The 25,746-nt window shown below is 46.2% G+C and carries 26 protein-coding genes; 24 read left to right on the forward strand and 2 right to left on the reverse strand.

The window, feature by feature from the left end; genetic code table 11:
- Window positions 1-7 precede the first annotated feature (7 nt).
- From OKX56_RS13285 to OKX56_RS13395, 23 genes are all read left to right on the forward strand, one after another.
- Window positions 8-649 carry an adenylate kinase gene (locus tag OKX56_RS13285; protein ID WP_019225215.1) on the forward strand — a complete coding sequence of 214 codons (642 nt, stop codon included), beginning with the start codon at window positions 8-10 and terminating at the stop codon, window positions 647-649.
- Window positions 650-655: 6 nt separating this feature from the next.
- Complete coding sequence (gene map / locus OKX56_RS13290; RefSeq protein ID WP_019225216.1) at window positions 656-1,408, forward strand: type I methionyl aminopeptidase; 753 nt, start codon at window positions 656-658, stop codon at window positions 1,406-1,408.
- 38 nt (window positions 1,409-1,446) lie between these two features.
- A complete protein-coding gene (infA, locus tag OKX56_RS13295) occupies window positions 1,447-1,665 on the forward strand; it encodes a translation initiation factor IF-1 (protein WP_015043920.1) in 219 nt (72 codons plus the stop codon).
- Between the two features lie 20 nt (window positions 1,666-1,685).
- On the forward strand, window positions 1,686-1,799 hold the full coding sequence (rpmJ, locus tag OKX56_RS13300; RefSeq protein WP_021315208.1) for a 50S ribosomal protein L36: 114 nt from the start codon (window positions 1,686-1,688) through the stop codon (window positions 1,797-1,799).
- A 205-nt stretch (window positions 1,800-2,004) separates the two neighbouring features.
- Entirely contained in the window at window positions 2,005-2,376 is a 372-nt protein-coding gene (gene rpsM / locus OKX56_RS13305; protein ID WP_015043919.1) for a 30S ribosomal protein S13, read from the forward strand.
- A gap of 16 nt (window positions 2,377-2,392) precedes the next feature.
- Window positions 2,393-2,782 (forward strand): 30S ribosomal protein S11, encoded by a 390-nt coding sequence (gene rpsK, locus OKX56_RS13310; RefSeq protein ID WP_015043918.1) that lies wholly within the window; start codon window positions 2,393-2,395, stop codon window positions 2,780-2,782.
- Window positions 2,783-2,794: 12 nt separating this feature from the next.
- Window positions 2,795-3,424 (forward strand): 30S ribosomal protein S4, encoded by a 630-nt coding sequence (gene rpsD, locus OKX56_RS13315; RefSeq protein WP_019225217.1) that lies wholly within the window; start codon window positions 2,795-2,797, stop codon window positions 3,422-3,424.
- Window positions 3,425-3,454: 30 nt separating this feature from the next.
- Window positions 3,455-4,402 carry a DNA-directed RNA polymerase subunit alpha gene (locus OKX56_RS13320; RefSeq protein ID WP_019225218.1) on the forward strand — a complete coding sequence of 316 codons (948 nt, stop codon included), beginning with the start codon at window positions 3,455-3,457 and terminating at the stop codon, window positions 4,400-4,402.
- Window positions 4,403-4,422: 20 nt separating this feature from the next.
- On the forward strand, window positions 4,423-4,764 hold the full coding sequence (gene rplQ, locus OKX56_RS13325; RefSeq protein WP_025205209.1) for a 50S ribosomal protein L17: 342 nt from the start codon (window positions 4,423-4,425) through the stop codon (window positions 4,762-4,764).
- 245 nt (window positions 4,765-5,009) lie between these two features.
- Window positions 5,010-5,786 carry a tRNA pseudouridine(38-40) synthase TruA gene (gene truA, locus OKX56_RS13330; RefSeq protein WP_242837015.1) on the forward strand — a complete coding sequence of 259 codons (777 nt, stop codon included), beginning with the start codon at window positions 5,010-5,012 and terminating at the stop codon, window positions 5,784-5,786.
- A 164-nt stretch (window positions 5,787-5,950) separates the two neighbouring features.
- A complete protein-coding gene (gene rplM, locus OKX56_RS13335) occupies window positions 5,951-6,385 on the forward strand; it encodes a 50S ribosomal protein L13 (RefSeq protein ID WP_015043913.1) in 435 nt (144 codons plus the stop codon).
- 18 nt (window positions 6,386-6,403) lie between these two features.
- Window positions 6,404-6,799: a 30S ribosomal protein S9 gene (rpsI, locus tag OKX56_RS13340; RefSeq protein ID WP_015043912.1), complete on the forward strand. Its 396-nt coding sequence runs from the start codon at window positions 6,404-6,406 to the stop codon at window positions 6,797-6,799.
- 279 nt (window positions 6,800-7,078) lie between these two features.
- On the forward strand, window positions 7,079-7,858 hold the full coding sequence (locus OKX56_RS13345; protein ID WP_019225221.1) for an N-acetylmuramoyl-L-alanine amidase: 780 nt from the start codon (window positions 7,079-7,081) through the stop codon (window positions 7,856-7,858).
- A 313-nt stretch (window positions 7,859-8,171) separates the two neighbouring features.
- On the forward strand, window positions 8,172-9,425 hold the full coding sequence (locus OKX56_RS13350) for a hypothetical protein (RefSeq protein WP_019225222.1): 1,254 nt from the start codon (window positions 8,172-8,174) through the stop codon (window positions 9,423-9,425).
- 136 nt (window positions 9,426-9,561) lie between these two features.
- On the forward strand, window positions 9,562-10,287 hold the full coding sequence (locus tag OKX56_RS13355; RefSeq protein ID WP_019225223.1) for an ABC transporter ATP-binding protein: 726 nt from the start codon (window positions 9,562-9,564) through the stop codon (window positions 10,285-10,287).
- Window positions 10,274-11,026, forward strand: coding sequence for a DUF2705 family protein (locus OKX56_RS13360; RefSeq protein WP_019225224.1), 753 nt, complete (start codon window positions 10,274-10,276; stop codon window positions 11,024-11,026). The genes OKX56_RS13355 and OKX56_RS13360 overlap by 14 nt, the downstream gene beginning before the upstream one ends.
- A 52-nt stretch (window positions 11,027-11,078) precedes the next feature.
- Window positions 11,079-12,527 carry a sensor histidine kinase gene (locus OKX56_RS13365; RefSeq protein ID WP_026071833.1) on the forward strand — a complete coding sequence of 483 codons (1,449 nt, stop codon included), beginning with the start codon at window positions 11,079-11,081 and terminating at the stop codon, window positions 12,525-12,527.
- Window positions 12,528-12,581: 54 nt separating this feature from the next.
- Window positions 12,582-13,280, forward strand: a complete 699-nt coding sequence (locus OKX56_RS13370; protein ID WP_019225225.1) for a response regulator transcription factor — start codon at window positions 12,582-12,584, stop codon at window positions 13,278-13,280.
- 49 nt (window positions 13,281-13,329) lie between these two features.
- Window positions 13,330-14,022, forward strand: coding sequence for a L,D-transpeptidase (locus tag OKX56_RS13375; protein ID WP_019225226.1), 693 nt, complete (start codon window positions 13,330-13,332; stop codon window positions 14,020-14,022).
- 233 nt (window positions 14,023-14,255) lie between these two features.
- Window positions 14,256-15,284 (forward strand): N-acetyl-gamma-glutamyl-phosphate reductase, encoded by a 1,029-nt coding sequence (argC, locus tag OKX56_RS13380; protein WP_019225228.1) that lies wholly within the window; start codon window positions 14,256-14,258, stop codon window positions 15,282-15,284.
- A gap of 67 nt (window positions 15,285-15,351) precedes the next feature.
- Window positions 15,352-16,599, forward strand: a complete 1,248-nt coding sequence (gene argJ / locus OKX56_RS13385) for a bifunctional glutamate N-acetyltransferase/amino-acid acetyltransferase ArgJ (RefSeq protein ID WP_019225229.1) — start codon at window positions 15,352-15,354, stop codon at window positions 16,597-16,599.
- A gap of 119 nt (window positions 16,600-16,718) precedes the next feature.
- Window positions 16,719-17,621: an acetylglutamate kinase gene (gene argB, locus OKX56_RS13390; protein ID WP_019225230.1), complete on the forward strand. Its 903-nt coding sequence runs from the start codon at window positions 16,719-16,721 to the stop codon at window positions 17,619-17,621.
- A gap of 52 nt (window positions 17,622-17,673) precedes the next feature.
- Window positions 17,674-18,888: an aspartate aminotransferase family protein gene (locus OKX56_RS13395; RefSeq protein ID WP_025205212.1), complete on the forward strand. Its 1,215-nt coding sequence runs from the start codon at window positions 17,674-17,676 to the stop codon at window positions 18,886-18,888.
- A gap of 100 nt (window positions 18,889-18,988) precedes the next feature.
- On the opposite strand, the gene amrB is transcribed toward OKX56_RS13395, so the two are convergent.
- On the reverse strand, window positions 18,989-19,870 hold the full coding sequence (amrB, locus tag OKX56_RS13400) for an AmmeMemoRadiSam system protein B (protein ID WP_019225232.1): 882 nt from the start codon (window positions 19,868-19,870) through the stop codon (window positions 18,989-18,991).
- A 62-nt stretch (window positions 19,871-19,932) separates the two neighbouring features.
- The gene (locus OKX56_RS13405; protein WP_019225233.1) at window positions 19,933-24,900 is read right to left on the reverse strand and encodes an Ig-like domain-containing alpha-2-macroglobulin family protein; all 4,968 of its coding nucleotides are present in this window, start codon (window positions 24,898-24,900) and stop codon (window positions 19,933-19,935) included.
- A gap of 349 nt (window positions 24,901-25,249) precedes the next feature.
- Between OKX56_RS13405 and OKX56_RS13410 the strand changes: the two genes are divergently transcribed.
- Window positions 25,250-25,630: an iron-sulfur cluster assembly scaffold protein gene (locus tag OKX56_RS13410; protein WP_019225234.1), complete on the forward strand. Its 381-nt coding sequence runs from the start codon at window positions 25,250-25,252 to the stop codon at window positions 25,628-25,630.
- Window positions 25,631-25,746 lie beyond the last annotated feature (116 nt).

Genomic DNA, 25,746 nt, shown 5'->3' on the forward strand with positions numbered 1-25,746 from the left:
TATCGAGATGAGAATGATACTCATGGGTCCTCCTGGAGCAGGAAAAGGAACACAAGCCGATTTGCTCATTGAGCATTATCATATACCCCACATTTCAACTGGGGACATGTTCAGAGCCGCAATCAAGGAACAGACTGCCCTGGGAATGAAGGCCAAAGAATACATGGATGCCGGCGGCCTTGTCCCGGATGAAGTAACGATTGGGATTGTAGCCGACAGATTGGCTCAGGCTGATTGTCAAAATGGTTTCCTTCTGGACGGGTTTCCCCGTACGGCTGCCCAGGCGGATGCATTGGCGAAAATCTTAAGCGACATGAAAATTGCCCTGGATGGAGTTATCAACATTGAACTGGGCGAAGCAGATCTCTTGGAACGGCTCACCGGAAGAAGAGTCTGCAAACAGTGCGGTGCAACCTTCCATACTGTCTTCAACGCTCCTAAACAACAGGACGTTTGTGACAAGTGCGGTGGTGCACTCTACCAGAGAAGCGATGACACACTTGAAACAGCACAAAATCGGCTGAAGGTATATAATACACAGACTGAACCCCTGATTGCATATTATAACAACCAAGGCTTGCTCAAGAGAATTCAAGGGGATAAAGAAATTAAGCAGGTTTTCAGCAATGTTCTCAGCGTGTTGGAGTAAGAAGCCATGATTGAACTGAAGAGTAAGGAACAGCTTGGCCGCATGCGGAAAGCTGGCCGGATCGTGGCAGAAACTCTGGAACTGATGCGGGAAATGGTTGCCCCGGGAGTAACTACGGAACAACTGGACAGAGCAGCGGAAGATTACATTGGCAAATGCAATGCGATTCCTGCCTTCAAAGGGTATAACGGCTTCCCCGCAACACTATGTACTTCGATTAATGAAGAAGTGGTGCATGGGATCCCGGGTTTAAGGGCCCTGAAAACTGGAGATATTATCAGTATTGATTGCGGGGCAATCATTGACGGATACGTCGGTGATTCTGCGATCACACTGCCGGTAGGAGAAATCAGCAGGGAACTTCAGAATCTGCTGGCAGTGACTGAAGAATCTCTCAGGTGTGGAATTGCCCAGGCGCTGAAAGGTAATCGGCTGTTTGATATATCCTACGCTATTCAGACGTATGTAGAAGAGAATACAATGTCGGTCGTTCGGGACTATGTAGGTCACGGAATCGGCAGAAAAATGCATGAAGAACCTCAAGTACCCAATTTTGGCAAACCCGGCAGGGGGCCGAGACTCGAGGTAGGAATGGTCCTGGCGATAGAACCAATGGTCAACTTAGGAGGCTATCAGGTTGAGACTCTTGAGAACCAGTGGACTGTAGTAACGAAAGATCGCCGAGCATCGGCGCATTTTGAACACACAGTGGCCATCACTGAAAATGGCCCGGAAATACTAACTCGAATTGAAGGCTGAAGACCGGTAAATAAATGTCAAAGGAGGGATAGGCGCAAATGTCAAAAGAAGATGTGATTGAGGTCGAAGGCAAAGTACTGGAACCATTGCCGAACGCAATGTTTACGGTAGAATTAAACAATGGTCATAAGGTACTGGCGCATGTCTCCGGCAAGATTCGGATGCATTTTATCAGAATTTTGCCTGGAGATCGGGTCACGGTGGAGCTTTCTCCCTATGACTTGACCAGAGGAAGAATTGTGTACAGATTTAAGTAAGGACAAGGGAGGAATCACAGGTGAAAGTAAGACCTTCTGTGAAACCGATTTGTGAAAAGTGTAAAATTATTAGACGGCACGGAAAAGTAATGGTTATTTGCGAAAATCCGAAACATAAGCAACGCCAGGGCTAAATCGAGGATGAAGTTCGAGGTTCGAAGGTCGATGATTAAGCATCAAAGATCTAGCAGACAATACCGGACAACGAACTTAGAATATCGATTAGCAATATGTGCGGGTTGTCGCCTTTGGACCGGATTAACACTAACAAAGTCGGACGCTAAATATGAAAATCAAGTAACTGGAACTAATTATCGAACATGGGGGTGTGAAATTTAGATGGCACGTATCGCAGGGGTGGATATACCTCGGGACAAACGTGTTGAGGTTGCACTTACCTACATCTATGGTATCGGCAATTCTCAATCCAAAAAAATCCTGACAAAAACACAGATTAACCCTGACACCAGGGTCAAAGATCTTACAGACGACGAAGTCGCCAAGATCAGGGAAACAATTGATAAAGAATACAAGGTCGAAGGCGATCTGCGTCGGGAAGTGTCCCTTAACATTAAAAGACTGATGGAAATCGGCAGTTATCGTGGCCTTCGCCATCGTCGTGGACTACCTGTGCGCGGACAGCGGACCAAAACCAATGCCCGTACACGCAAAGGTCCCGCAAGAGCAATTGGCGGAAAGAAGAAAAAGTAAAGGGGGGCATTGAAGCATGGCTCGTAAAGTTGTTCGTACCAGAAAAAGAGAACGTAAAAATGTTGAAAGCGGCATAGCACATATTAAGTCGACTTTTAATAATACGATTGTCACCATAACAGACACGACCGGAAACGCACTTTCCTGGTCCAGTTCCGGTTCTTTGGGTTTCAAAGGATCACGTAAAAGCACACCTTTTGCTGCGCAGATGGCTGCAGAGACAGCTGCCAAAGCAGCAATGGAGCATGGGCTCAAAATTGTTGAATGTTTTGTCAAAGGTCCAGGATCAGGCCGTGAAGCCGCAATCAGAGCATTGCAGGCGGCAGGTCTGGAAGTGAACCTTATTCGGGACGTAACTCCGGTACCGCATAACGGATGTCGGCCGCCCAAACGCAGAAGAGTATAGGGGGTGTAAAACATGGCTAAATATACAGAATCAGTATGTCGTCTGTGCCGGCGTGAGGGTCAGAAGTTATTCCTGAAGGGGGATCGCTGCTATACCAATAAATGTGCTGTGGACCGTCGGGCGTATGCTCCGGGCATGCACGGACAGGCTAGAGGCAAAAAACCGACTGAGTACGGCATTCAGCTCAGAGAAAAGCAGAAAGTCCGGAGGATCTACGGCGTTCTTGAGAAACAGTTCCGTGGATATTTCGACAAAGCTGCCCGTCAAAAAGGTATGACCGGGGAAAATCTTCTCCGTTTATTGGAACGCCGTTTGGATAATGTTGTTTTCAGACTTGGCTTTGCTTCATCCAGACCCGAAGCACGTCAGCTTGTGACACATGGTCATATCACAATCAATGGCAAACGCGTCGATATTGCATCTTATCTCGTCAGCACTGGCGAAGCAATTTCGATTAAAGAAAGCAGCAAAGACAACAATAGAATCAAGGAAATGGCCGAATCCTTAAAGGATCGTGCTGTTCCTGCATGGTTAAGCCTGGATATCAACAGCATCACAGGGACTGTAATCAACATGCCAACCCGTGAAGATATTCAGATTCCGATTGAAGAACATCTTATCGTAGAGAAATATTCTCGTTAAACTTTTCCGGGAAAGAAGGGGTGCATTCCGATGCTTGAAATCGAAAAGCCCAATATTGAATGTGTTGAGAGATCTGAAGATAATACCTATGCCAAATTCATTATTGAACCCTTAGAGAGAGGCTATGGCATTACCTTGGGGAATTCCCTGCGTCGTATCCTGCTTTCTTCTCTACCCGGGTCCGCGGTTACTTCAGTAAAAATAGAAGGCGTACTACACGAATTCTCAACCATTCCAGGAGTCTTGGAAGACGTAACTGAGATCATTCTCAATATTAAATCCCTCGCTCTCAAAGGCCATACGGATGAACCGCGCGTTCTGCGTTTGGAATGTGAAGGGGAACGGGTTGTTACCGCAAGAGACATTATCACCGGTCCCGATATTGAGATTCTCAATCCAGATTTGAAGATCGCCACGTTGGATAAAGACGGACGTCTCTTCATGGAAATGAACGTCGAACGTTCCCGCGGCTATGTCTCAGCTGAGAAGAATAAAAAAGCAGATCAGGTAATCGGCGTTATTCCTGTCGATTCCATTTTTACCCCAATTTATAAAGTCAACTATGCTGTAGAAGATACCCGGGTCGGTATGATGACTGACTTTGACAAGCTTACCCTGGAAGTATGGTCTAACGGCAGTATTACCCCGAAAGAGGCAACGAGTCTCGCAGCCAAGATTTTGAGCGAACATTTGAGGCTCTTTATCGGACTGAACGATAATCTGGGTAATGTTGAAATCATGGTGGAAAAAGAAGAAGAGGCCAAAGATAAGATTCTGGAAATGACCATTGAAGAACTGGATCTTTCCGTAAGATCTTATAATTGCCTGAAACGCGCCGGCATAAACAGCGTTGAAGAACTGACACAAAGAACTGAAGAAGATATGATTAAAGTACGCAATCTTGGGCGCAAATCTCTGGAAGAAGTCGAACACAAGCTCAGAGAACTTGAGCTGGGATTCCGTACTCCGGAAGATTAAACCTAAAGGGGGGATCACAGTTGGCATACCGTAAGCTTGGAGTTAACATGAGCCGCAGAAGGGCTATGTTAAGAAATATTGTAACTTCCTTGCTGAAGCATGGAAAGATTGAGACAACAGAAGCAAGAGCAAAAGAACTGAATTCCCTGGCAGAGAAAATGATTACCCTAGGCAAAAGGGGTGACCTGGCTGCCAGACGTCAGGCGATGGAATTTTTGCTGGATGAGACGGTAGTAAAAGAGCTTTTTGATACAATAGCTCCGAAATATGCCGATAGGCAGGGTGGCTACACCAGAATCATGAAAAACGGCTATCGTCGTGGAGATGCTGCCGAAATGGTTTTAGTTGAGCTTGTGGACTAAGATGAAGGCCTAATTTCGAAGTTCGAAGTTCGAGGTTCGGTGTTCGATCGCAGATAACGGAAACCGGATACCAGGAATTGATTGATACCGGGTAACGAAACCAAATAAGCTATCGATAACCATTAATCACACACATGAATCGTACCTCTGAACATTGACACATGTTCAGCTTCGAACTTCCTGTTGGCTCTTTTGAAAACAAGCATACCGTCCAGTTCAATATTATAAGATTGCTGGAGAAAAAAATGCGCAACATCCTTCTGCGATTAGCCTATGATGGTACAAACTACCACGGATTCCAGCGCCAGCCAGAGGAACATGGACAAACTATCCAGGGAGAACTGGAAAAGGTCTGGAAGAAGCTTTTTGCCGAAGAAATAAAAATCACAACAGCGGGCAGGACGGATACTGGTGTACACGCTGCCGGCCAAGTGGTTAATTTCTGCTCAGAAGCGCGTATTCCGCAGGAGAAGATTCCTAAGGCCATGAACAGTATTCTGCCGTATGATATCAGAATACGTGAGGCCAGGGATATGCCTGAAGATTTTAGTGCCAGGAAAAGCGCCAAGTGGAAGAGATACGATTACAGAATCGATAACGGACGAATTCCTGACGTATTCAGAAGACTGTATTCTCTCCATGAGCCGTTGCAGCTGAATGTCAGCGCCATGCAAATGGCTGCTTCCCAGCTTGAAGGGAAACATGACTTCAGTGCATTTGCCGCTGCTGGGTCTTCGGCTAAAAGTTTTGTCCGGACACTGTACCGCTGCAAAGTATGTTGGCTGGATGAACAAATCGTTGTTACCTGTATTGGTGACGGGTTTCTATATAACATGGTAAGAATTATTGCCGGTACCTTGATGGATGCGGGTAAAGGCCGAACACAGCCGGAAGAAATCCCTGAAGTACTAGCGTCCAGGGATCGAACCAAAGCAGGTGAAACTGCTCCGGCCAGAGGACTCACCTTGACCTATGTCAATTATGACGCATCCAGTCCCGGTGAAATCTTTCCGGAACTTTAAGAAACAGGAAACCATAGGTTGACGAAAGACGTTATTTTAGTTAAACTTTTTAAGTAGTCTTTTACCGAACGTGAATGAGCCCTTCACGTCCGGTGATGATATAACGAACTCAAAAATCGTACATGAGAACATGATGGACGCGATTAAAAATGGAGGGAACCAACATGACCACCACGCAATTTGCGAAAGCCCATGAGGTGGACCGTAAATGGTTAGTCATTGACGCAGCCGGTGTTTCTTTGGGAAGAGTGGCAGCTGAAGCCGCCCGCTTGCTCAGAGGAAAACATAAGCCGATATTTACCCCGAACGTTGACACAGGTGATTTTGTCATTATCGTCAATGCAGATAAAACATTGATTACCGGCAATAAACTGGATAAGAAAATGTATCGCTGGCACACCGGTTATCCAGGCGGACTGAAAGAAATGACCTACCGAGTGCTGATGAGCAAAGCCCCCGAAAAAGCTATGGAACATGCTGTAAAAGGAATGCTTCCTCACAACAAACTTGGTGCACAGATGTATAAGAAACTTAAAGTATACTCGGGACCGGAACATCCGCATCAGGCCCAAAAAGCAGAAGTATGGAATATGAAATAGTTGGAAGGAGGTAAAAGCATGTCAGCACAGCTTCAGTATCAAGGCACAGGCAGAAGGAAAAATGCAGTTGCCCGGGTCAGACTTCTGGCCGGTAACGGAAAATATACGATTAACGACAGAGACCTAAGTGAATACTTCGGCAAGAAAACTTTAGAGATGATTGTTCAGCAGCCCTTAGAAGTTACTGAAACTTTAGGGAAATACGATTTAATTGCCAGAGTTCACGGCGGCGGTACAACCGGCCAGGCCGGTGCCCTCAGAATGGGTATTGCCAGAGCTTTGCTTAAAGCAGATGAAAGTCTTCGTCCGGCTTTAAAACGCGCAGGTTTTCTTACCCGTGACCCGCGTATGAAAGAGCGCCGCAAATACGGACTCAAAAAGGCCCGCAAAGCGCCTCAATTCTCGAAACGTTAATATCCAAGAAACAGCGAATCCCTCAACTAAAGGTTGGGGGATTTTTCTCTTTTTCTCATTTTTTACCTTTCTATACTTTATTAATTGAATAAAAAAATTGCTGATATCATTTTGACCATAAAAATGCGGGTATTATGTTGAAAACAGGTGAAGTAATTGGCAAAACAAAATCACTGCATGCAGACAGGCAAACCTTATCCGATCAAAGGTCGCTGAAATCATTCCCTTTTGAATAATTCACTGCCCTTCACCATAGATATAGGTGAGAGGGGGAAAACCATGGCCAAACACCTGAATTATTCACGGATCAGTGGACTGATGCACGGACAGATAATGCCAAGACCAAAGATTATACTGGCATCAAGCATTCTCATTCTTCTGGCCGTAACCGGTATTTTTCTCAGCCAGAAAACAGCAGTGCATACCGCCAAGGATGTTCCCGGATGGAGCTGGATACTTGGCGGAGTAACCATTTCGATCGATGCCGGTCATGGCGGGGTTGACCCTGGGGCTGTTGGTGTCAATAAAACCCTGGAGAAGGATGTGAATCTGCAAGTTTCTAAAAGGCTGCAGGTACTTTTCACCCAGGCCGGAAGCAAAGTTGTGATGCTAAGGGAGCAGGACCGGGATTTTGGGACTTCTTTAAGCTTGCTTCAACGCAAAAGAGAGGACTTGGCCTACCGGATTCAGACCGCTATGGAATCCCAGGCTAAAATATATCTGAGTATTCATGCCAATAGTTTTTCCGATCAAAGACAGCATGGCCCGCAAGTGTTTTATCATCCGGAATCCGATGGAGGAAAACTGCTGGCTGAAAGTATCCAGCAAAGTTTGAATAAAGTCGGAACAAAAGAACGGGAAGCAAAGGCAAACCAAAGCTATTTTATCCTCAAGAATACGGATATGGTGGCCGTGACAATTGAAGTCGGGTTCCTGTCCAATCCGGAGGAAGAAAAGAAATTAAACGAAAGTGCTTATCAGCAGCAGCTGGCCATGGCTATTTTCGAAGGAGTGGGCAATTATCTGGCCAAGGAACAGCCGGTGGCGGCAGCCGATTAATTTTGAAATTACCATCCTAGTAATAAATAAAGGAAGATACGCAATTAATCCCGAATATATCAGATAATCCCGAATATATCAGATAATCGCTTTGGAAGCTGCAACGCACCTGACCTTTCAAAGACTCGTGCTTAATTCCATTTCAAATTAATTTCAAAGAGTAAAAAAGAGTAAAAAACTAAAAAGAAGAATTGTCCATTTTGCCCAGAAGCATTGTTTATAAATTGTTTAGATTCTGTTTACAGATATTCAAGATATTGGGAGTAAAATAAGATCAGGAAGCTTTCCAATATTTGAAAAGGAGTAAGTGAAGATGAGAATATCTAAAAAAGCGGCGCTGCCGTTAGTCTTTACTGTCGGGATTCTGTTGTTTGCGACGACTGCACTGGCGGACATTGTCAGCAAGAGCGGCTATGATACGCTTAAGGACGGCTTGAAGCAAAGCGCCGCGAGCTGTTCAGAGAAATTTAACAACTTTACCCTGGATTATTCATTTGCCATAAAGTATAACGGTGAAATCATCAGTTCCCAGAACGATGTCAAAAAGTTTGACCGGCTGAATGGTGCGACCGAAGACAGCTCCCACAGTCTGAGTCAAGACGGAAAAGTTTCCGATTCTTATTACTATACGGATAAGAATACCTGGATCAATGGCACGGATATCGGCACCAGCAATGAAGCTTATTACTATACCGAATATACCCAGGAGCGCGAAACGGATGTATTTGACAATCCTTTTAAACAGGATGAAGCGGAAGATGTTGAGAAGATTGTGGATGCGGTTGTCGGCAGTTTGAAGGACCATGTGGTTGTTCAGGAAAATGCCGATGGCAGCAAAGGGCTTTCGGGTTCCCTGTCTGAAGTACAGATTCCGGCTTTAGTCAACGCGGTGGCTTCCCTTCAGGTCAAACAGGCTTTTTCGGGACAAAACAGCTATCGTGCCAGAATCCCTGTACTAACGCAGGATATCTATGTGAAACAAATTGAAGGGTCGGCCACAGTTAATTCGGACGGTCTCTTGGATTATATTCTGGCGACAGTGATATTATCCGGAAAGGACGCACAGGAACAGGTCCATGAAATTACGATGGAAACGCTTGTAAAATTGACGGATATCAACGAAACGGTTGTTCAGAAGCCGGATCTTAGCGGCAAAGAAGTTCAGAGAACAACAGAAAGAAACAGTGCCGGACCTCAGATCTCCAATCCTGAAAAATTTATCGGGACATTTAAAAACGATATTATCATTGAGCAAGACGGTAAATTTATCAAGATTGGCGAGCGCATTCTGCAAATCGCCCATGTTGAGAGCGCAAATATTGCCGGAAAATATTCCGAGGAATACAGAGAAGGCTTTGAAACGTATGCTCAGAATGCCTTGGCCTTTACGTTTGACGCCACAACTTCCAATCAGGCAAAATCGGATGCCATGTTTGAATTCAGAGATAATGATGGATCGAACCGGTCCGGAAGTATCTATCTGGATGAAGCAAATGCCAAGGTGTATTTCAACTTGAACATGTCTAATGGGTCTTACGATTCCGTCTTCTCGCCTGTCCTGGAATGAACAGATGCTGTTAGATGACAGATAACGAATAACAAGTAACAAAACGAATAACAAATAGCAAATAGCAAATAGCTTAAAATTGGAGCTGCCGGGGTATCCCGGCAGGCTCCTTGCAGTGCGCAATGGGGGCAATTAAATGGAAAAAGTGATTGAAATATGCAGCCTGACCAAACTGTATAAAAATGGCCGGGGCATTGACGATATTAACCTGGAAATTAATCAGGGGGATATTTTTGGTTTTCTTGGGCCAAACGGTGCAGGAAAAACAACGGCAATGAAGATCATGACCGGATTAATCCGGCCGGACCGCGGTGACGTCAGGATTTTCGGGCATAGTATTACCGAATCGTACGAGAAGGCCATGGCGGAAGTTGGCTGTATTATTGAAATTGCTGACTCTTATCCGTTTTTGACCGCTTATGAGAACTTAAGGCAGCGTGCCCGGTATTATCAGGGAGTCGATGACTGCAGAATTGATGAGGTTCTGGAGCTTACCGGTATGATCAAATACAAACAGGAAAAACCTAGGAAGTTTTCCCTGGGCATGAAGCAGCGTTTGGGTTTAGCTGCAGCTATTCTGGCCAGGCCCAAAGTTTTGATCCTGGATGAGCCATTGAACGGACTCGATGTCGAGGGGATGATCGATGTCCGTAATCTCATTAAGCAGATGGCTGAACAGGAAGGAACCACCTTTTTTATTTCAAGCCATCTGATCCATGATGTCGAACTTACCTGCAGCAGGATCGGGGTCATCGTCAATGGAAAGATGCTCAATGTGGACAGCACGGAAGAGATTCTGCAAAATTACGCCACGTTGGAGAATTACTTTGTCAGTGAGGTGGAACGCAATGGCCGCGTATAAAGCTGCTTTGATCAATGAAATTGAAAAGCTGTACAAAAAGAAAAAAGCCCTGGTTGCGCTGATTATTTCACTGGTTGTGATTGTACTGGGGCAGCTGGCTGTCGTTGGTGTCAGAAGCGGCTTTGGCGTAAGAGGCGCCGGCAGCGTAGAATTTCCCGTACTGGTTTTGTCGGTCGTCGTCAATACGATTCTGCCGCTGTTTACAGCGCTCATTGCCATTGACTGTTTTTCCGGGGAGTTCTCCCATAACCTGATGCGCGTCACGCTGACCAGGCCGGTCAGCAGGCTAAAAATCTATACGGCCAAAGTCACAGCTATTGCAGTCTTTATTCTGGCCAACCTGCTGATCTTAATGGTCTTCTCCATGCTTGCCGGTTTTCTGTTTAATGCCAATTCCGCTACGATTACCGCTGTAGCGAGAACCGTGCTCGTTTATGTGATCAGCCTGTTTCCGCTGTTTACATTGGCCCTAGGGATTGTGTTTTTGGCCAATATTCTAAAGAGCGGCACGTCGGTATTTTTTGTTGCAATTATTGTCTTTCTGGCCATCAAGGCTTTTGGTATTTTCTTTTCTGAGTACGCAAGCCTGTTGATTACCACACAGCTCGACTGGTACAATTTGTGGCTGGCCAATTCTTTGCCGCTGGCGAAGATTGGCCGGGAGTTTTGTCTGATGCTTGGCTACGCATTGATGTTTTTTGCAGCGGGGTTTTATTTGTTTGATAAAAAAGAGTTCTAGATTTCAGAATTTGCTTAAAATGATGCTAAATGACTGAATAAGAGGACCGGCAATGAATCTTAAGAAGCGTTTAATTGCAGCAAATGCAGCTACCGTGGCGATTCCGGTACTGATTACAGCACTGGTCGCCATAGCGTATCTGTTTATATACAGCAAACTATATGGCAATATATATTCCTGGGAAAGCTACCAGCGGGCCTCTAAGATTGAAGCAGCACTGATGGATACAGAAAGACTGATCCAGCAGGAGAGCCCCGACGCGATTGCTGATGAAAAGTTTCAGCGGCTGTTGCGCCAGAAAATAGCCGAAATCGGAGGCGAACTGATCATCCTGAAGGATGATAGCGTGATCTATACCTCGCTGGATGCACCGGGAATTGGCAAGATTGAGCTGGCTAAGGCCCTGGAAGCAGGGCAAAACAAGCCTGGCAAGGAAACCATTGTGATCAGCAGTCAGTCCTTTACGGTTCAAATTATTGAGCAGGATCCCGCAGATGCCGCCGGAGGAACCGTGCTGCTGCTCGTTCCGCCGGATCAGGAAGCTAACGGCCTGATTCAATTTCTCATTGTGATCGGCCTGACGTTTCTTTGCACTTTTATTGCTACGAACATCCTGATCTCCTATCAGTTTTCGCGGGCGGTTTTGCAGCCCCTAAATCACCTGCAGCATGCTGCAGATGAGATTCGGACCGGCAACCTGGACTGCCAGATTGCCGAAGAAGGTGACCGGGAGATTGAAGCATTGTGCCGGGACCTCGAGCTTATGCGCCTTAAGCTCAAGGAATCGATCCATACCCAGCTGAAATATGAAGACAACAGAAAAATGCTGATATCCAGCATATCCCATGATTTAAAGACTCCCGTTACGTCGATTAAGGGTTATGTTGAAGGCATTTTGGATGGCGTCGCAAATACCCCGGAAAAAACGGAGAAATATTTAAAAACCATCTATGTAAAGGCTGAGCAGGTTGATAAGATGATTGATGATTTGCTGCTCTACGCCAAACTTGATCTAAACCAGATTCCGTTTAATTTTGAAAGGACCGATGTTCAGGAATTTATTAGAAGCTGTTTGCTGGAAAGTGAACCTGAACTCGAAAACAATAGAATACACACGGAAATGTTCAGTGACCTGACCCAAAAGCGCTGCGTTTTTCTTGATCGGGAACGAATGAAAAGAATTGTAATGAACATTCTGGATAACTCCCGTAAGTATATGGACAAAGATGAGGCAGTGATAAGGGTTCTGCTCAGGGAGACTCCTTCCAGTATTATTATGGAGTTTCAGGACAATGGGTGTGGAGTCAGTGAAAAGGATCTGCCGTATATTTTTGACCGGTTTTACCGTTCCGATCAGGCCAGAACAGGGATTGAGGGAAGCGGCCTCGGACTTGCGATTGCCCAACAGGTTGTCGAGGGGCATCAGGGGATTATCTGGGCAATGTCCCACGGCAAGGAAGGAATGAGTATTCTGATTTCACTGGCCTATCTTAAAGACTAGTACCACGTCAACTCTAAATCTACATGAAGAACACCATCCAAAACGAGGACTGTTATGAAAAAAATTCTGATTATTGAAGATGATCTGAATATTGCGGAACTGCAACAAGATTACCTGGAAGTGGAAGGTTTTGCAGCCGACATTTGTGCGGATGGTTCTGCCGGTCTGAAGCAGTTCCAGGAAAACGGCTATGATCTTCTAATCCTTGATATCATGCTTCCGGGTCTGGATGGTCTGGAGATTCTGCGCAGTCTAAGAGATGAAAAAGAGGTCCCTGTGATTTTGGTATCTGCTAAAAAAGAGGAAATCGACAAAATCAAAGGCTTTAATCTCGGAGCGGATGATTATATCACGAAACCCTTCAGCCCCGGTGAACTTGTCGCCAGGGTCAAAGCTCATCTGCAGAATTATGAAAAACTGAAGAAGAAATTCAGCGAAAAGCAGATAAGCAACAACGCTGTTGTGATCCGTGGACTCAGGATCGAGAAAGAAGCCCGCAGGGTCTATATCCATAACCGGGAAGCAAATCTCGCCCAGAAAGAATTTGAGCTGCTTTTATATCTGGCCAAGCATCCCAACCGGGTATTCGGCAGAGACGAATTATTCGAAAAGGTCTGGGGACTTGAGGCACTCGGTGATTCCGCTACGGTCACGGTTCATATCGCCCGGCTGCGCGATAAAATTGAAAGCGACCCTTCCAACCCGCAATATATCGAAACGGTATGGGGAGCGGGCTATCGGTTCAGGGTTTAATAAGAACATCAGAAATGAACCCATTACGCAGCAAAGGAAGAAGATCATTTTGAAAAGAAAACAATCTAAAATCGCAATTGCCACGGTAGTTATATTATTTATTGTTGCCGGGTTAATGAGCTTTCTGGGCGGATCTGAAGTAGTCAGTGTGTTTTCTCGGTACAATTCTAATCAGGACCAGACAACCCCGCAAGATAACCAGACTTCTTATCATAACCAACAGAATGGAACGGCTGAAAACAGCGGTGGGAATAACCAGGGTACAGAAAACAATCAGAATGCTGAAGTACAACAGCAGGAATCCGCGAATAGACAGCAGGAAACGGCCAACTCTCAGGAAACACAGCAAAGCCACTACCGGATTGATGTTGATGTGACCGAACAAATTGTCCGGATCTATTATCGGGACTCTGAAATCAAACAATTTACAGCGTCGACAGGCGTCAATAATTTGACTCCGCTGGGGGATTTTGAAATTCAAAACCGTGGCGAATGGTTTTTCTCGGAAAAATACCAGCAGGGCGCCAAATACTGGGTCTCTTTCAAAGACTGGGGTGTATACCTTTTCCATTCCGTCCCGATGGATGAACAGAAAAAAATGATTGCCGAAGAAGCGACTAAACTTGGCACACCGGCTTCTCATGGCTGTATCAGGCTCGAAGTGGAAAACGCCAAATGGATTTATGACAACATTCCGCAGGAACGAAGGTGCATATTCATTAATGTTATTAATGATGCCTAAAGACGTGTTGTAAGGTCTCATGAAAAATACTTTTCGCATAACGGAGAGTATTTTTTTTTGGAAAAAGACGGAATGTATAGTAAGATAAACTTTAGAGAACTTGATCAGAATAATTTAAAAGAAGTATTGGAGAAAAGTAAAAATAAATGGCTTAAGTATTGAATAATTATTCGTCCGTGTGTATAATTATTAAATAGACTAAACGCTGCATTACCGTTACAGGAGGGATATAGATGATTAAAGTTGGAATTCTTGGAGCAACCGGCTATACAGGGCAGGAACTGCTTCGTTTATTAAATAACCATCCAGAGGTCACGCTGGCGCATTTGGGCTCTTCTACATCTGCGGGAAAGCGTATTTCAGATATTTGCCCTCACCTTCAGGAAAGTCTGGAGAATGTGCTGGAGACAGAGGAGCTACCTGATGTCGACGTGGTGTTTATGGCGCTTCCGCATGGCATAGCAGCGGCTAGAGCTAGGGAATTGATGGAACACGGCATAAAAATCGTGGATCTTGGAGCCGACTTCAGACTTAAAGACGCCCAGGAGTATGAAAATTGGTATAAGGTTAAGCATGCTGATCCGGCTTTACTGCCAAAGGCTGTTTACGGACTGCCTGAACTATACAGAAATGAAATTGCGGGGAAAGCCCTTGTGGCGAATCCGGGCTGTTATCCCACAGCATCCCAGCTAGCGCTGGTACCGCTACTCCGGGCAGGGCTGCTTGATCCGAACAGTATCATCATCGATGCCAAGTCGGGGGTCTCAGGAGCAGGCCGCGGGATTGTTCAGAACCTTCATTATTCCGAAGTGAATGAGAATTTTAAAGCTTACGGTGTTGGTGTGCATCGCCACACACCGGAGATCGAGCAGCAGTTAAGCGGTGCGGCGGATGCGAAAGTCGTGATTAGTTTTACCCCACATCTCGTACCAATGACCCGAGGCATACTGGCTACCATCTATGCCGGTGTCAAGAGCGGAATAACGGAGCAGGAACTGCGGGATTGCTGGCAGCAAGATTACGAGAAGGAACCGTTTATTCATGTGATGCCGGAAAGAGAGTGGCCCCAGACGAAATATACGAATGGGAGCAACCACGCATTCCTTCAGCTAAGATATGACCAGCGGACCGGCAGGGTCGTCCTGGTTTCCGTTATTGACAATTTGGTCAAAGGAGCATCCGGCCAAGCCATCCAGAATATGAACATCCTGTTTGATCTGCCGGAAACGACTGGGCTTCAAACCACCGCGCTCTGGCCATAGGGAGACAAATGGACGTTTTTTTGTCCCCAAACATACAGACACAGAAACGATCTAAGGAGGAATAGAAATGATGGATAAATTGTATCCCTGGAAAGAAATAAATGGCGGGATTTCCGCGCCGCTTGGATTTTATGCCTGCGGGGTCAAAGCAGGAATCAAATATAAAGACAAATACGATCTGGCGCTGATCTTATCTGAAACCCCGGCCAGTGCGGCAGGGACGTTCACGCGCAATGTCGTGAAGGCCCACCCGCTGGTACTCACCGAGAAACATCTTGCAGACGGCAAAGCGCAGGCTGTTATTGTCAACAGTGGTAATGCCAATGCCTGTATGGGCGAGATTGGTGACAACGCTGCCTCGGAGATGGCCAAGGTGACCGCAGAAGAGCTCGCTCTTGCTCCGGAAGATATCCTGGTATCGTCCACAGGGGTAATCGGACAGGAACTGCCGCTGGCTAAAGTCATCGCAGGAATCAGGACGGCCGCAAAGGAAGTTCAGGCACTTAAGGGAAAAGTCTCCGAAAGTGAAAAAACCGAATACGCCCACCAGGCGGCGTCGGCTATAATGACCACAGACATGGTTTGCAAAGAACTTGCTTTGGAACTGCAGTGCGCCCAGGGCACTATAAAACTTGGTATCATGGCCAAAGGCTCGGGCATGATCCATCCTAATATGGGAACGATGCTTTGTTTTATCACGACGGATGCGCAGGTTGCACAGGATAAGCTGAAAGGACTGCTGAAGGCGGCAACGGATGAAAGCTTTAATATGGTAACCGTGGATGGCGACACCAGTACGAACGATATGGTCGTGATCTTGGCCAACGGATTATCGGGAGTTGCGCCGGAAGGTCAGGAATGGGAGAATTTTTCTGCCATGGTCCGGGAAGCCTGCTGTACGATGGCCAAAGCGATTGCAAGAGACGGCGAAGGGGCCAGCAAGTTCCTGGAAGTGAAAGTTGCAGGGGCCGCATCATTGGAAGCAGCTAGAATGATTGCCCGCAGTGTCTGTTCCTCTAATTTGGTGAAATCGGCTATGTATGGCGAAGATGCCAACTGGGGAAGGATCCTGGCTGCAGCGGGATACTCCGGAGCCAGCTTTGATCCGAATAAAGCGGATATCTACCTGAACGGACTGCAGGTCGCTGCACACGGACAGGGCCTGCCATTTTCCGAGACGGAAGCTTCGGTTTTGCTGAAGAATACAGATATTAAGGTCGACGTCGTTCTGGGTGACGGAAAAGAACAGGCTGTGGCCTGGGGTTGTGATCTTACACATAAGTATATTGACATCAACGCTGATTACCGGACGTAATAATGTCAGCGTAATTGAGTGACTATTAAATATAAGTGTTAGTTACTGGTAATTATCTGTTTAAAACACTTGAGTCTTTTGAGACACCTTATGAAGAGGAGTAAAGGAGGCGCATCAAAATGGAAGATTTCAGTGTGAAGATCAGCAATCTGGATAAGGCCAATATTCTGATCGAAGCCTTGCCGTATATTCAAAAGTTCTCCGGGTCTACCGTTGTGATCAAATACGGCGGGCATGCCATGATTGATCAGGAGCTTAAAGAAAAAGTCATGCTCGATATCCTGCTGCTGCATACGGTTGGTATCCGTCCGGTTATTGTTCACGGCGGAGGACCGGAAATCAATACGATGCTGAAACGTGTCGGTAAAGAAAGCACGTTTGTGCGGGGCTTAAGGGTTACGGATAAAGAGACCATGGAAATTGCAGCGATGGTCCTGGTCGGAAAGCTGAACACGGAGATTGTTTCGATGCTAAACAGCTTTGGAGGAAAGGCAGTAGGGCTGAACGGCCAGGATGCTAAACTGCTCGTCGCCGAGAAGAAACCGATGCAATTGGCAAATGAACAAGGATTGGTCGAGGAAATCGATCTTGGGTATGTCGGTGAGATCAAGAGGGTTACGCCGGGGATCATTACCAGCCTTTTGGATCAGGGATATATTCCGATTATTTCACCGCTGGCCGGTGGAGATGATGGGGAAAGCTATAATGTAAATGCCGATACGGCTGCCGGAACCATCGCCGGATCCTTAAAAGCTGACAAATTCCTGCTTTTGACCGATGTTAAGGGGATTATGAAAGATATCAATGATCCGGAGTCTCTTATTTCCGTTATCCCGAAGGAAGATGTACCGGCAATGATGACGGAAGGGATCTTTAAAGGCGGAATGATACCGAAAGTAGAATGTGCAGTAAACGCGCTGGAACAGGGAACAGGTACCGTTCATATCCTGGACGGCAGACAGCCGCATGCGATTTTGCTGGAGTTGTTTACTGACGGCGGGATCGGGACGATGATTAAATAAACGGAGAATATTCAATAAATTGTATTATAGAGAAGAAAGGTCGATAGTCGATATGAATATAGAGCTGAATACGGAACAAATGATCGCGATGGGCAAAGAAAATGTCATGAATACGTATGGCCGTTTGCCAATGGCGTTAGTCAAAGGATCCGGATCGCTGGTCTGGGACAGTGACGGCAAGCAATATCTGGACTTTGTCGCAGGTCTGGCTGTAACCTCACTGGGGCATGCCAATCCGGAGATCGTGGAAATCATCTGCGAACAGGCCGGAGAGATCCTGCATACCTCAAATCTGTACTGGATCCCTGGGCAGGTCAAACTCGCGAAGCTGCTAACGGACAATTCGTTTGCGAATAAAGTATTCTTCTGCAACAGCGGAGCGGAGGCCAATGAAGCTGCCATCAAACTGGCGAGGAAGTATGCCAAGGAACATTTTGGGGCTGAGAAAATTCAGATCGTATCCCTGAAGAATTCGTTCCATGGCAGGACGCTAGCAACGATAACAGCCACAGGCCAGGCCAAGTACCAGAAGGGATATGAGCCGCTGCCGGAAGGATTCTCCTATACCACGATGAATGATTTGAGTGAACTGGAAGGCGTCATCAATGAGGAGACTGCGGCTGTAATGATCGAACCTGTGCAAGGGGAAGGCGGTGTGCACCCTGTTTCACGTGAGTTTCTGCAAAAAGCCAGAGAATTATGCGACAAGTATGGGGCGCTGCTGATCTTTGACGAAGTCCAGTGTGGGCTGGGCAGGACCGGGAAACTGTTTGCCTACGAGTGGTCCGGCGTAAAGCCGGATATCCTGACGCTGGCCAAAGCGCTGGGCAACGGTGTGCCAATTGGCGCGATGCTAGCAACAGACAACGCAGCAGCTTCTTTCCAGCCGGGAGACCATGCTTCGACTTTCGGAGGCAACCACCTGGTTTCGGCTGTCGGCTGCAAAGTAATGGAGATCATGACTCGGGAAGATTTTCTGACCGGGATTGAGAACAAGGGGTATTATTTCCAGGATAAGCTGCAGAAGTTAGCTGAAAAATTTGATTTGCCCGGTAAGGTCAGGGGACTCGGGCTGATGGTCGGCCTGCCTGTTGAAGAAAACGGCCCCGAGATTGTCAACAACTGCTGTGCAAACGGATTGCTAATTAACTGCGTCGGCGGCAAGACCCTGCGTTTCCTACCGCCGCTTACAGTCACATTTGACGAAATTGACAAGGCAATGGAGATTCTGGAGCAGGCCTTTCAAAGGAGCTTTAACGTAAAGTAAGAACAGATAAGATAATAATAACCAACAGATTAAAATGAATAAAAAGGGAGGGCGTAGCCAAACTCTATCAGAGTGCCGTTACGCCCCCCTTTTATGATTTTCAGATATCAGCGTAGAACACTAGCGTGAAATAGCTGGTTGTCTGAGTCATATCGTTTTGCAGGAGTATACCGGAATTTGTGTTGCCCAAAACGTGAAAAGCCCGGATTCCTTGTTTCTCAGCAAGACGGAAAGATGCAGTGAGCGATGCGGGGGAATCCAGGTAATCATTGCCCAGCCTGAAGAGGGCAGGATAATTAAATTCCTGCATATATTTCAAGGTTTCGCGGTCTTTGCCTTGGGCCTCGACCCGGGTCAGATAATGCGAAAAGTCAACCGACGAGATCAGAACCGTATGTTCATTCAGACAGGGCTCTAGTCCGGCAAGCAGCGTATTGACTTCCTGAAGGGTTACATCATGATGCAGAATGAGCGGTACAATCTTTGCTTTGGGAAGATAATGCTTAAGAAGCGGTGCCAGGGATCCAATGGAATGTTCCAAAGAGAGGGTTTCCTCATCTCTGCTTGCTAGGTTGTTTTTAAGCAGAAGGTTGACGGTCGGCTGATCCGTTTCGACAAGGCCTTCAGGAGTCTCCCAGTTAGCCAGGCCTGTAATGATTCGGTTCCCTTTGTTAAGATGGTTTGGGCCCACCAGGATGATTAGGCCTGGCTCCTGCGCGGCAAGTATTTGCATCAGATTGTTAATTAGGCGGGCGGCTGTCAGATGATGAGGCATCACGGCACTTACGATTCTTTTATCGGCCGTTGATGGTACAGCAAGCTGGTCCGCCAGGATAGCATTTAATTCCTCCCGGGTGATAAAACCGGGATGGGAGGAAACGGATATCCCGCCGTCTTCGCCGGAGGATTTTTCCGTTAGGCTTGTTCCGCCGCATCCGGACAGGAGTAAGAAAGAAAAGCATAATAATAGTAGGACAGTCATGCTTAAGAAGGTTTTACATAAAACGAAGCAGCGATTATTCGTAATAGGTCATGCCCCCATTTTTATTTGATCACAATCCTGGATTGGCTGCCGCTTGTATAAACGATACTGTTCTTAATGTTGCTCAAAACGGGTGCTTCACAGTTAAATTCACCAGGTGAGATGACTCGTGCCAGATACGTAATCGCGCCTTTGTCCTTGCCGACGTGGAAGACCAACTTTTGTCCATTAACCTCTGTCGGATAATCCCAGTGATTTTTGGCAGTCGGGTCTTCATTGTAATTTTCGGGACGAGGGATAAGAGCAAGACCAGCAGGAAGTACATCCACAATTTCATAAAGCCCCTGGGGTGCTTTATCGCCGATGTTATAGCTTAACACGACCTGGACGAGGTCCTGGCGATGGAAGGTATTTGTCTCCGTACTACCGGTGCGATAGGTGCGGCTGATCTTAAGATCTGTATTTTCTGATCCTTCTCCGGCTTGAACCGGAACACTGTAGTAGCTTATTATGCCAACCTTGCCTTTAATCCTGGTAAATGATATTTTCGTCAAATCCTTAGGAAGAATGGTCAGTTTAAAGAAGTCCATATTTTTTAAGGTTTTGGTCTCTTTTTTCCCGTTTAGTTCATAGGTAAAGCTTACCGGCGAAGAGGCCATATACTGAAGATTGTAGCGGAGTATCTCCAGCTGCTCGAGCGTATTCAAGATATCTTTGCCGGGATTCTCAAGCAGGTACTGGTAAAGCTTGTTTTTCTCCGGCTGGTCCAGGCGCGCTGCCAGAAGTGCCATCCGGGTTGTAGCCAGAATCATATCATCCTGATCGCTTCCTACGTTGATTCGCAGCACAGAACCGAGGTCCTGCTGATAAGTGCTGAGCAGTTCCTGATAAACCTGTTTGGCGTAGGCTCCATCCCCGGTTTCCAACAGAGCCAGAGCCAGGTTGATTTTTTCTTCCGCAGACAGATCTTCCTTCTGCATATAGTTGTCAATTTGCAGAAGAACAGGCTCTCCCAGGGAAGCAAGTCCGAGAAGAATCATACTTTCATCGTCTGCTGCAGGTGTCTGACTTCCCTGATTCCCTTGATCTTCCTCTTTTCCTGATTCTCCTGCGTCTTCAGCTTCCAGAATTCTGTAAAAATAGCGGATTAAGGCCTGATCATCAAAGACACCTGGGGCAGCGGAGGCGACCATTGCGGACAAGGCCGGATCACTTTCTCCATAAGAAAGAATGCTGATTCCACCGTCGGACCGCTGGTAAAGGAGCAGAGAATCCCGATCCTCCCTATCTTCAACCAGAGGGATATTAGATTCGGGACTGTCGGAGAAATACTTTTCCAAAAGCCTGGCGGCTTCCTGGGCGGCAAGCTTTTGCTCGAGGCGGCTTCCATTATTCCAGATAAGCTGGTAAAGCCCCCGGAGGTATTGGCTCTTCTCAGAATCACTGAAGATTACTGTCGTTGGTTCTTCAGAAGAACCTTTGAATCCCTGGCCTTCCGTTAAAAGATTTTGGTCCGATATAATCCTTTGCTGAAACGATTTTACTGCGGTAAATTCCTTGGCCAGCGTGTCGGTAAGGCCATTCTGACTGCCGGATACGGTCAGCCGGTAAGTACCTGCTTCGAGGGTCGGAAGTTTCCAATCTGTAGCAGAAAATGCGGCATCGCTTTGACGCCACGTCTGCTCCTTCCCACTGGGACTGGTTAGTTTCACGGTATAAGAAACATTTTGGCTGCTTCTGAGTTTTTCTCCATAAGAACGTGTAAGGACAATCGGAGAGTCTCCTATGAGATAATTGCTGTTTAATGTCACTTCGACAAAGAACGGCAAACGTACCGGAAGCTGCGAGGTGCCACTGCCAGCATGAAGATTCTGAGTAAAAGCCTGATAGGTAACCCGCCAGGATGTCAGATTGTCCGGCAGGGTAAAGTCCGTTGAGGCATTCCCGCCACTGTCGGTTTGCAGCGTGGTGAAGAGTACGGTATCCCGAAAATCACTGCGTTCCGAACCGCCCTCCCCTCCGGACTCAGCAAAACCATAGAAACCAGGGTGATAATGGGACTTTCTGGTTATCAGTGTCAGATACTGATTATCGCCATAGAGGCTGTTCAAAAGATCTACACGCTGGTTTTGCAGGCTGAATAAGGCTTCATCGACAAGATTAAGATTAATCTGAGCCCTTTTAACCGGGGCATTGTTGCTGTCGGTCACCTTAAGGCTTAAGTGAACTTTATCGCCGGGCCGATATTCAGTCTTATCCGATTGTACCGCGACATTCAGTTTTTTTGTTTGGCATGCAAATGGTATCATGACGCTGCTCGCTTCATAGTAGCTGTTCCCGTCGAAGTAGACCCCGCCTACGGTAACATTCGGAATATATAAATCGGTAAACAAAAAGCTGTACTTAGGGGTAGTGCTTACCTGATAGGCATCAATGACTTTTTGACCGTGGTAGAATAAAATATTTCTTCCGGCAGGATTTAAAACTTGGCTATTGACCATCATGGACACCTGAACTTGGTCCCCAGGATTATAACCGTGAATACCAGGTGTTCCCTGCAGGAAGTAATAAGCGTTATCCGGCTGAGGATCCTGTTTGCTGATAGATAATTGTCTTGTAAAGGATCGGCCGTCACTGTCGTGTGCTGTAAGATAGAGATTGTAGGATTCCTTCGGATCAACTTGACCTGTATATTTCAGCGTTCCGTCAGCATCTGTCGTTAGTGTAAACTCACTGACCAGTTTTGTGGCATAGTCATAATTATAAGATTTGACTACTTTTTTACTGATGAAATCATAGTACTGACCTGTTTCGGTTCTTGTAACGACTTCCTGGTAGAGCTTAGCTTTCACCGGGGCATTGGCAACCGGCCCCTGAAGATAGTTCTCTTCAGAAGCAAATTCTCCATTGTTTAGCTTGGTTAAATCAACAGATGACAATTTGGCGGAGAGGGTATAGGTATCTTTCTGGCGGACTGCTTGGCCGTTGATGTAGACTTTGCTTTTAAAGACAAGCAATTCAGCGTAATTGTAGATTTCACCTGCTTCCGGAAGGGTGGCGTTGGCCGCACATGTCTGGAAATCGTAGTCCGTATAATTCTCTGCGTGAGCCTTGCCGGTATAGGAAAGTACCGCCGTTCCTTTTGCATCGGTGGTCAGGTCACCTTCCTGATCAGACAAAAAGTAATGCAAAGACAGATTTGGGACAGGCGTGCTTTCAAAGAAGGAGGCCGAGAACTGAAAATTCACCTTCTCTCCAGCGAAGATGGCTTTCTTATCTTGAGTCAATGTTACTTGATAGGCCGGTTTTTGGTAGTTTTCTACGGAAAAGCTTCGTGAGAGCAGCTGAACATCGCCAGATTTAACCTGCAGTTCATAGTAACCGGGTTTTAGAACGGGAAGTTTGATTTGACCCTGAAAACAATCATCTTTTACTGCGGTCTCCTGGGTCAGGACCGGAGAAATCTCACCCCCCGGGTAGTAGGCGCCGTCATAACCATACACTTCAATCGTGAGATCACGAAGCGATTCAATCTGACTGCCCTGCGCACTGTTCCCGGACCGCGGTGCAGCGATTCCCCAAAAGTTCACCGTATCCCCAGGCTTATAAAGTCCTCGGTCCAAATAGAGATACTTCCAGTAATCCGACGGATTGATCTGGTCGGTATTACTTTCTTCATACCAAGCCTCTATAGGGACAAGGATTTCTTTGCCTCCCTGCCGGATCCAGGCATAGTTTCTCTGCTCGCCGGACAGCTTTTGCTTGATCAGAACCGTACCGGATTTATCCGTACTGGCGGTAATCTTCTTATTTTCAAGACTGACAGTGGCTTCAGCAACGGATGTTTTGGTCTGCAGGTCATTAACCCAAAAGAGGCTTTCATCCTGTCCCTGGGCAAGATAGACGGCAAGATCAGTTACCTGGAACCAGACTTGCCTGACGGATTCGTCTGCCTGGAATTCTGCGGAATAGTACCCTGCTTCCAGGGTTTCTGGTAGCATGATGTATTGATTATAAGGGTCTGTCTTCAGAAATTTGGTGTCATATTCAGCCAGTATGTAGGCTGACGGTAATTTTTCGAGATAATGGTTCAAAGTATAGTACGACCAATCAGGCAGCACATCCCGTTTCGCCAGAGAGGCTTGAAAGATTTGGTGATCCGGATAGCGGTAAAGGTTGATATGAAGCGGAGGTGTGTCTATAATTTGGCCTCCCGAATACGTATTGTTGGTGAAATATACGGAAAATGCAGGCTGCTCACTGGTACTGAATTCGGTCAGACTTGTGTTCAGATCAAACGTAAAAGGAGGATTGTTCTGTTCAACCGTCCCGGTCTCAAAGCTGAAACGATAGTCTTCGAACAGGGTTTCCGTCGTACCGGGGAGTACAAAGCCTTTTTTGAGCGTGACCGTATAGACGGTGGCCGGTTGCAGTGCTTCCGGCGTAAATACCAGCGTTTTTTTGTGCTTTTCGAAAGCCCCCTTCAACTCGGGTGAGATACTGAAATAATCCTTCAGGCTGCTAATTTCATAGTTGTCGGAAGAGAAAGTCAATTCGATTCCCGTGTCTACCGGAACAGAGGTGCTTTTATCTCCAGGAAGGGAACGAAGCACCTGAAAGGCTGATTTGGTCTGGAAGGCCCAGCTAAGGTTTTCCTTTCCCGATGCTTCCGGATCAAAGGCCAAACGATAAATCGTATTCGGTGCTAATTTTTCCTTGGGAATAATTTTATAGCTCTTGCCGTTATTCTGTTTATCCAAGGTGTAGGAAAATTCCGGACGAAGCTTGAGTGATGCTTTCACCATTTTTTCAGTCAGGCTTTCTTTACTGGTCAGTAAAAAAGTTGTCGTAGTATCAATCCCGAGCTGATCCAAGTCAACCGCAGTAATAGCGATATCCGAGGCCAAAATTGTTGTGTCATTTAGACGAAAAAAGTCAAATCCGTAGAAAATGCTGATAGCCATTACAAGAACTAAGGCGATGCCGATTGACTTTTTCCAACTCATCAAGTTCCTGAAATTCTTTGCCATAAATTAACCATCCTTTCGACACAATACGATGGTATTGTCAGTTTAATATTATATTTAGAAGCATCTGATAACAGATTAGCGTGTTTAACAACATATTAGACGTAATTAATCGATAATTCTATACATCTGACAAATATCCTTTTTATGGATGAAGCACTTTGTTCACGGATTTGCAGCTGCGTGTGCCGCTGCACGCCATACTATGTTTATGCAAAAACACTCTTTTTTAGACCACACTGGTTTAGATTTGAGAAAAAAGAATTTTGGTTGTAGACTATTAAAGAGAATAGGTCAAAAGGGTTGGAACGATTCTGGAAAAACAGATTGGGATTAGACCGGAGGAAGAAACGTGGATTATTCGGATAAAGTTATTGAACATTTTATGTGCCCGCAAAATGTGGGCAGCATGCCTGATGCAGATGCCGAGGGAATCTTTGGAGATGTGACCTGCGGAGATTCGCTGACGATCTATCTGAAAGTAAAGGATGGTATCCTGACGGATATCAGTTATCTGGTGTTTGGCTGTGCCGCGGCGGTGGCAGCAAGCAGCATGTTTACGGTTTTAGTGAAAGGGAAAAGTATTGAGGAGGCTTTAAACATAGGCGGCAGAGATGTTTTCGACGCGCTGGATGGCCTGCCGGCAAGTAAAGTTCATTGTTCCGTGCTGGGTCCCCAGGCCCTGAAAAAAGCTATCGAAGATTATGAATCCAAAAGAAAAGATCAGAGCTAAAAGTGTCGAAAATCTTGCCAAAATGGCAGAAATATGATGAAATTTTTGATTATTTACGATATGATAATAAATAGTTTCAATAATAATGCCTGCAATCATGATGTCTGCAACATATA

This window comes from Dehalobacter sp. (genome assembly GCF_030063005.1).
GTDB lineage: Bacteria > Bacillota > Desulfitobacteriia > Desulfitobacteriales > Syntrophobotulaceae > Dehalobacter > Dehalobacter restrictus.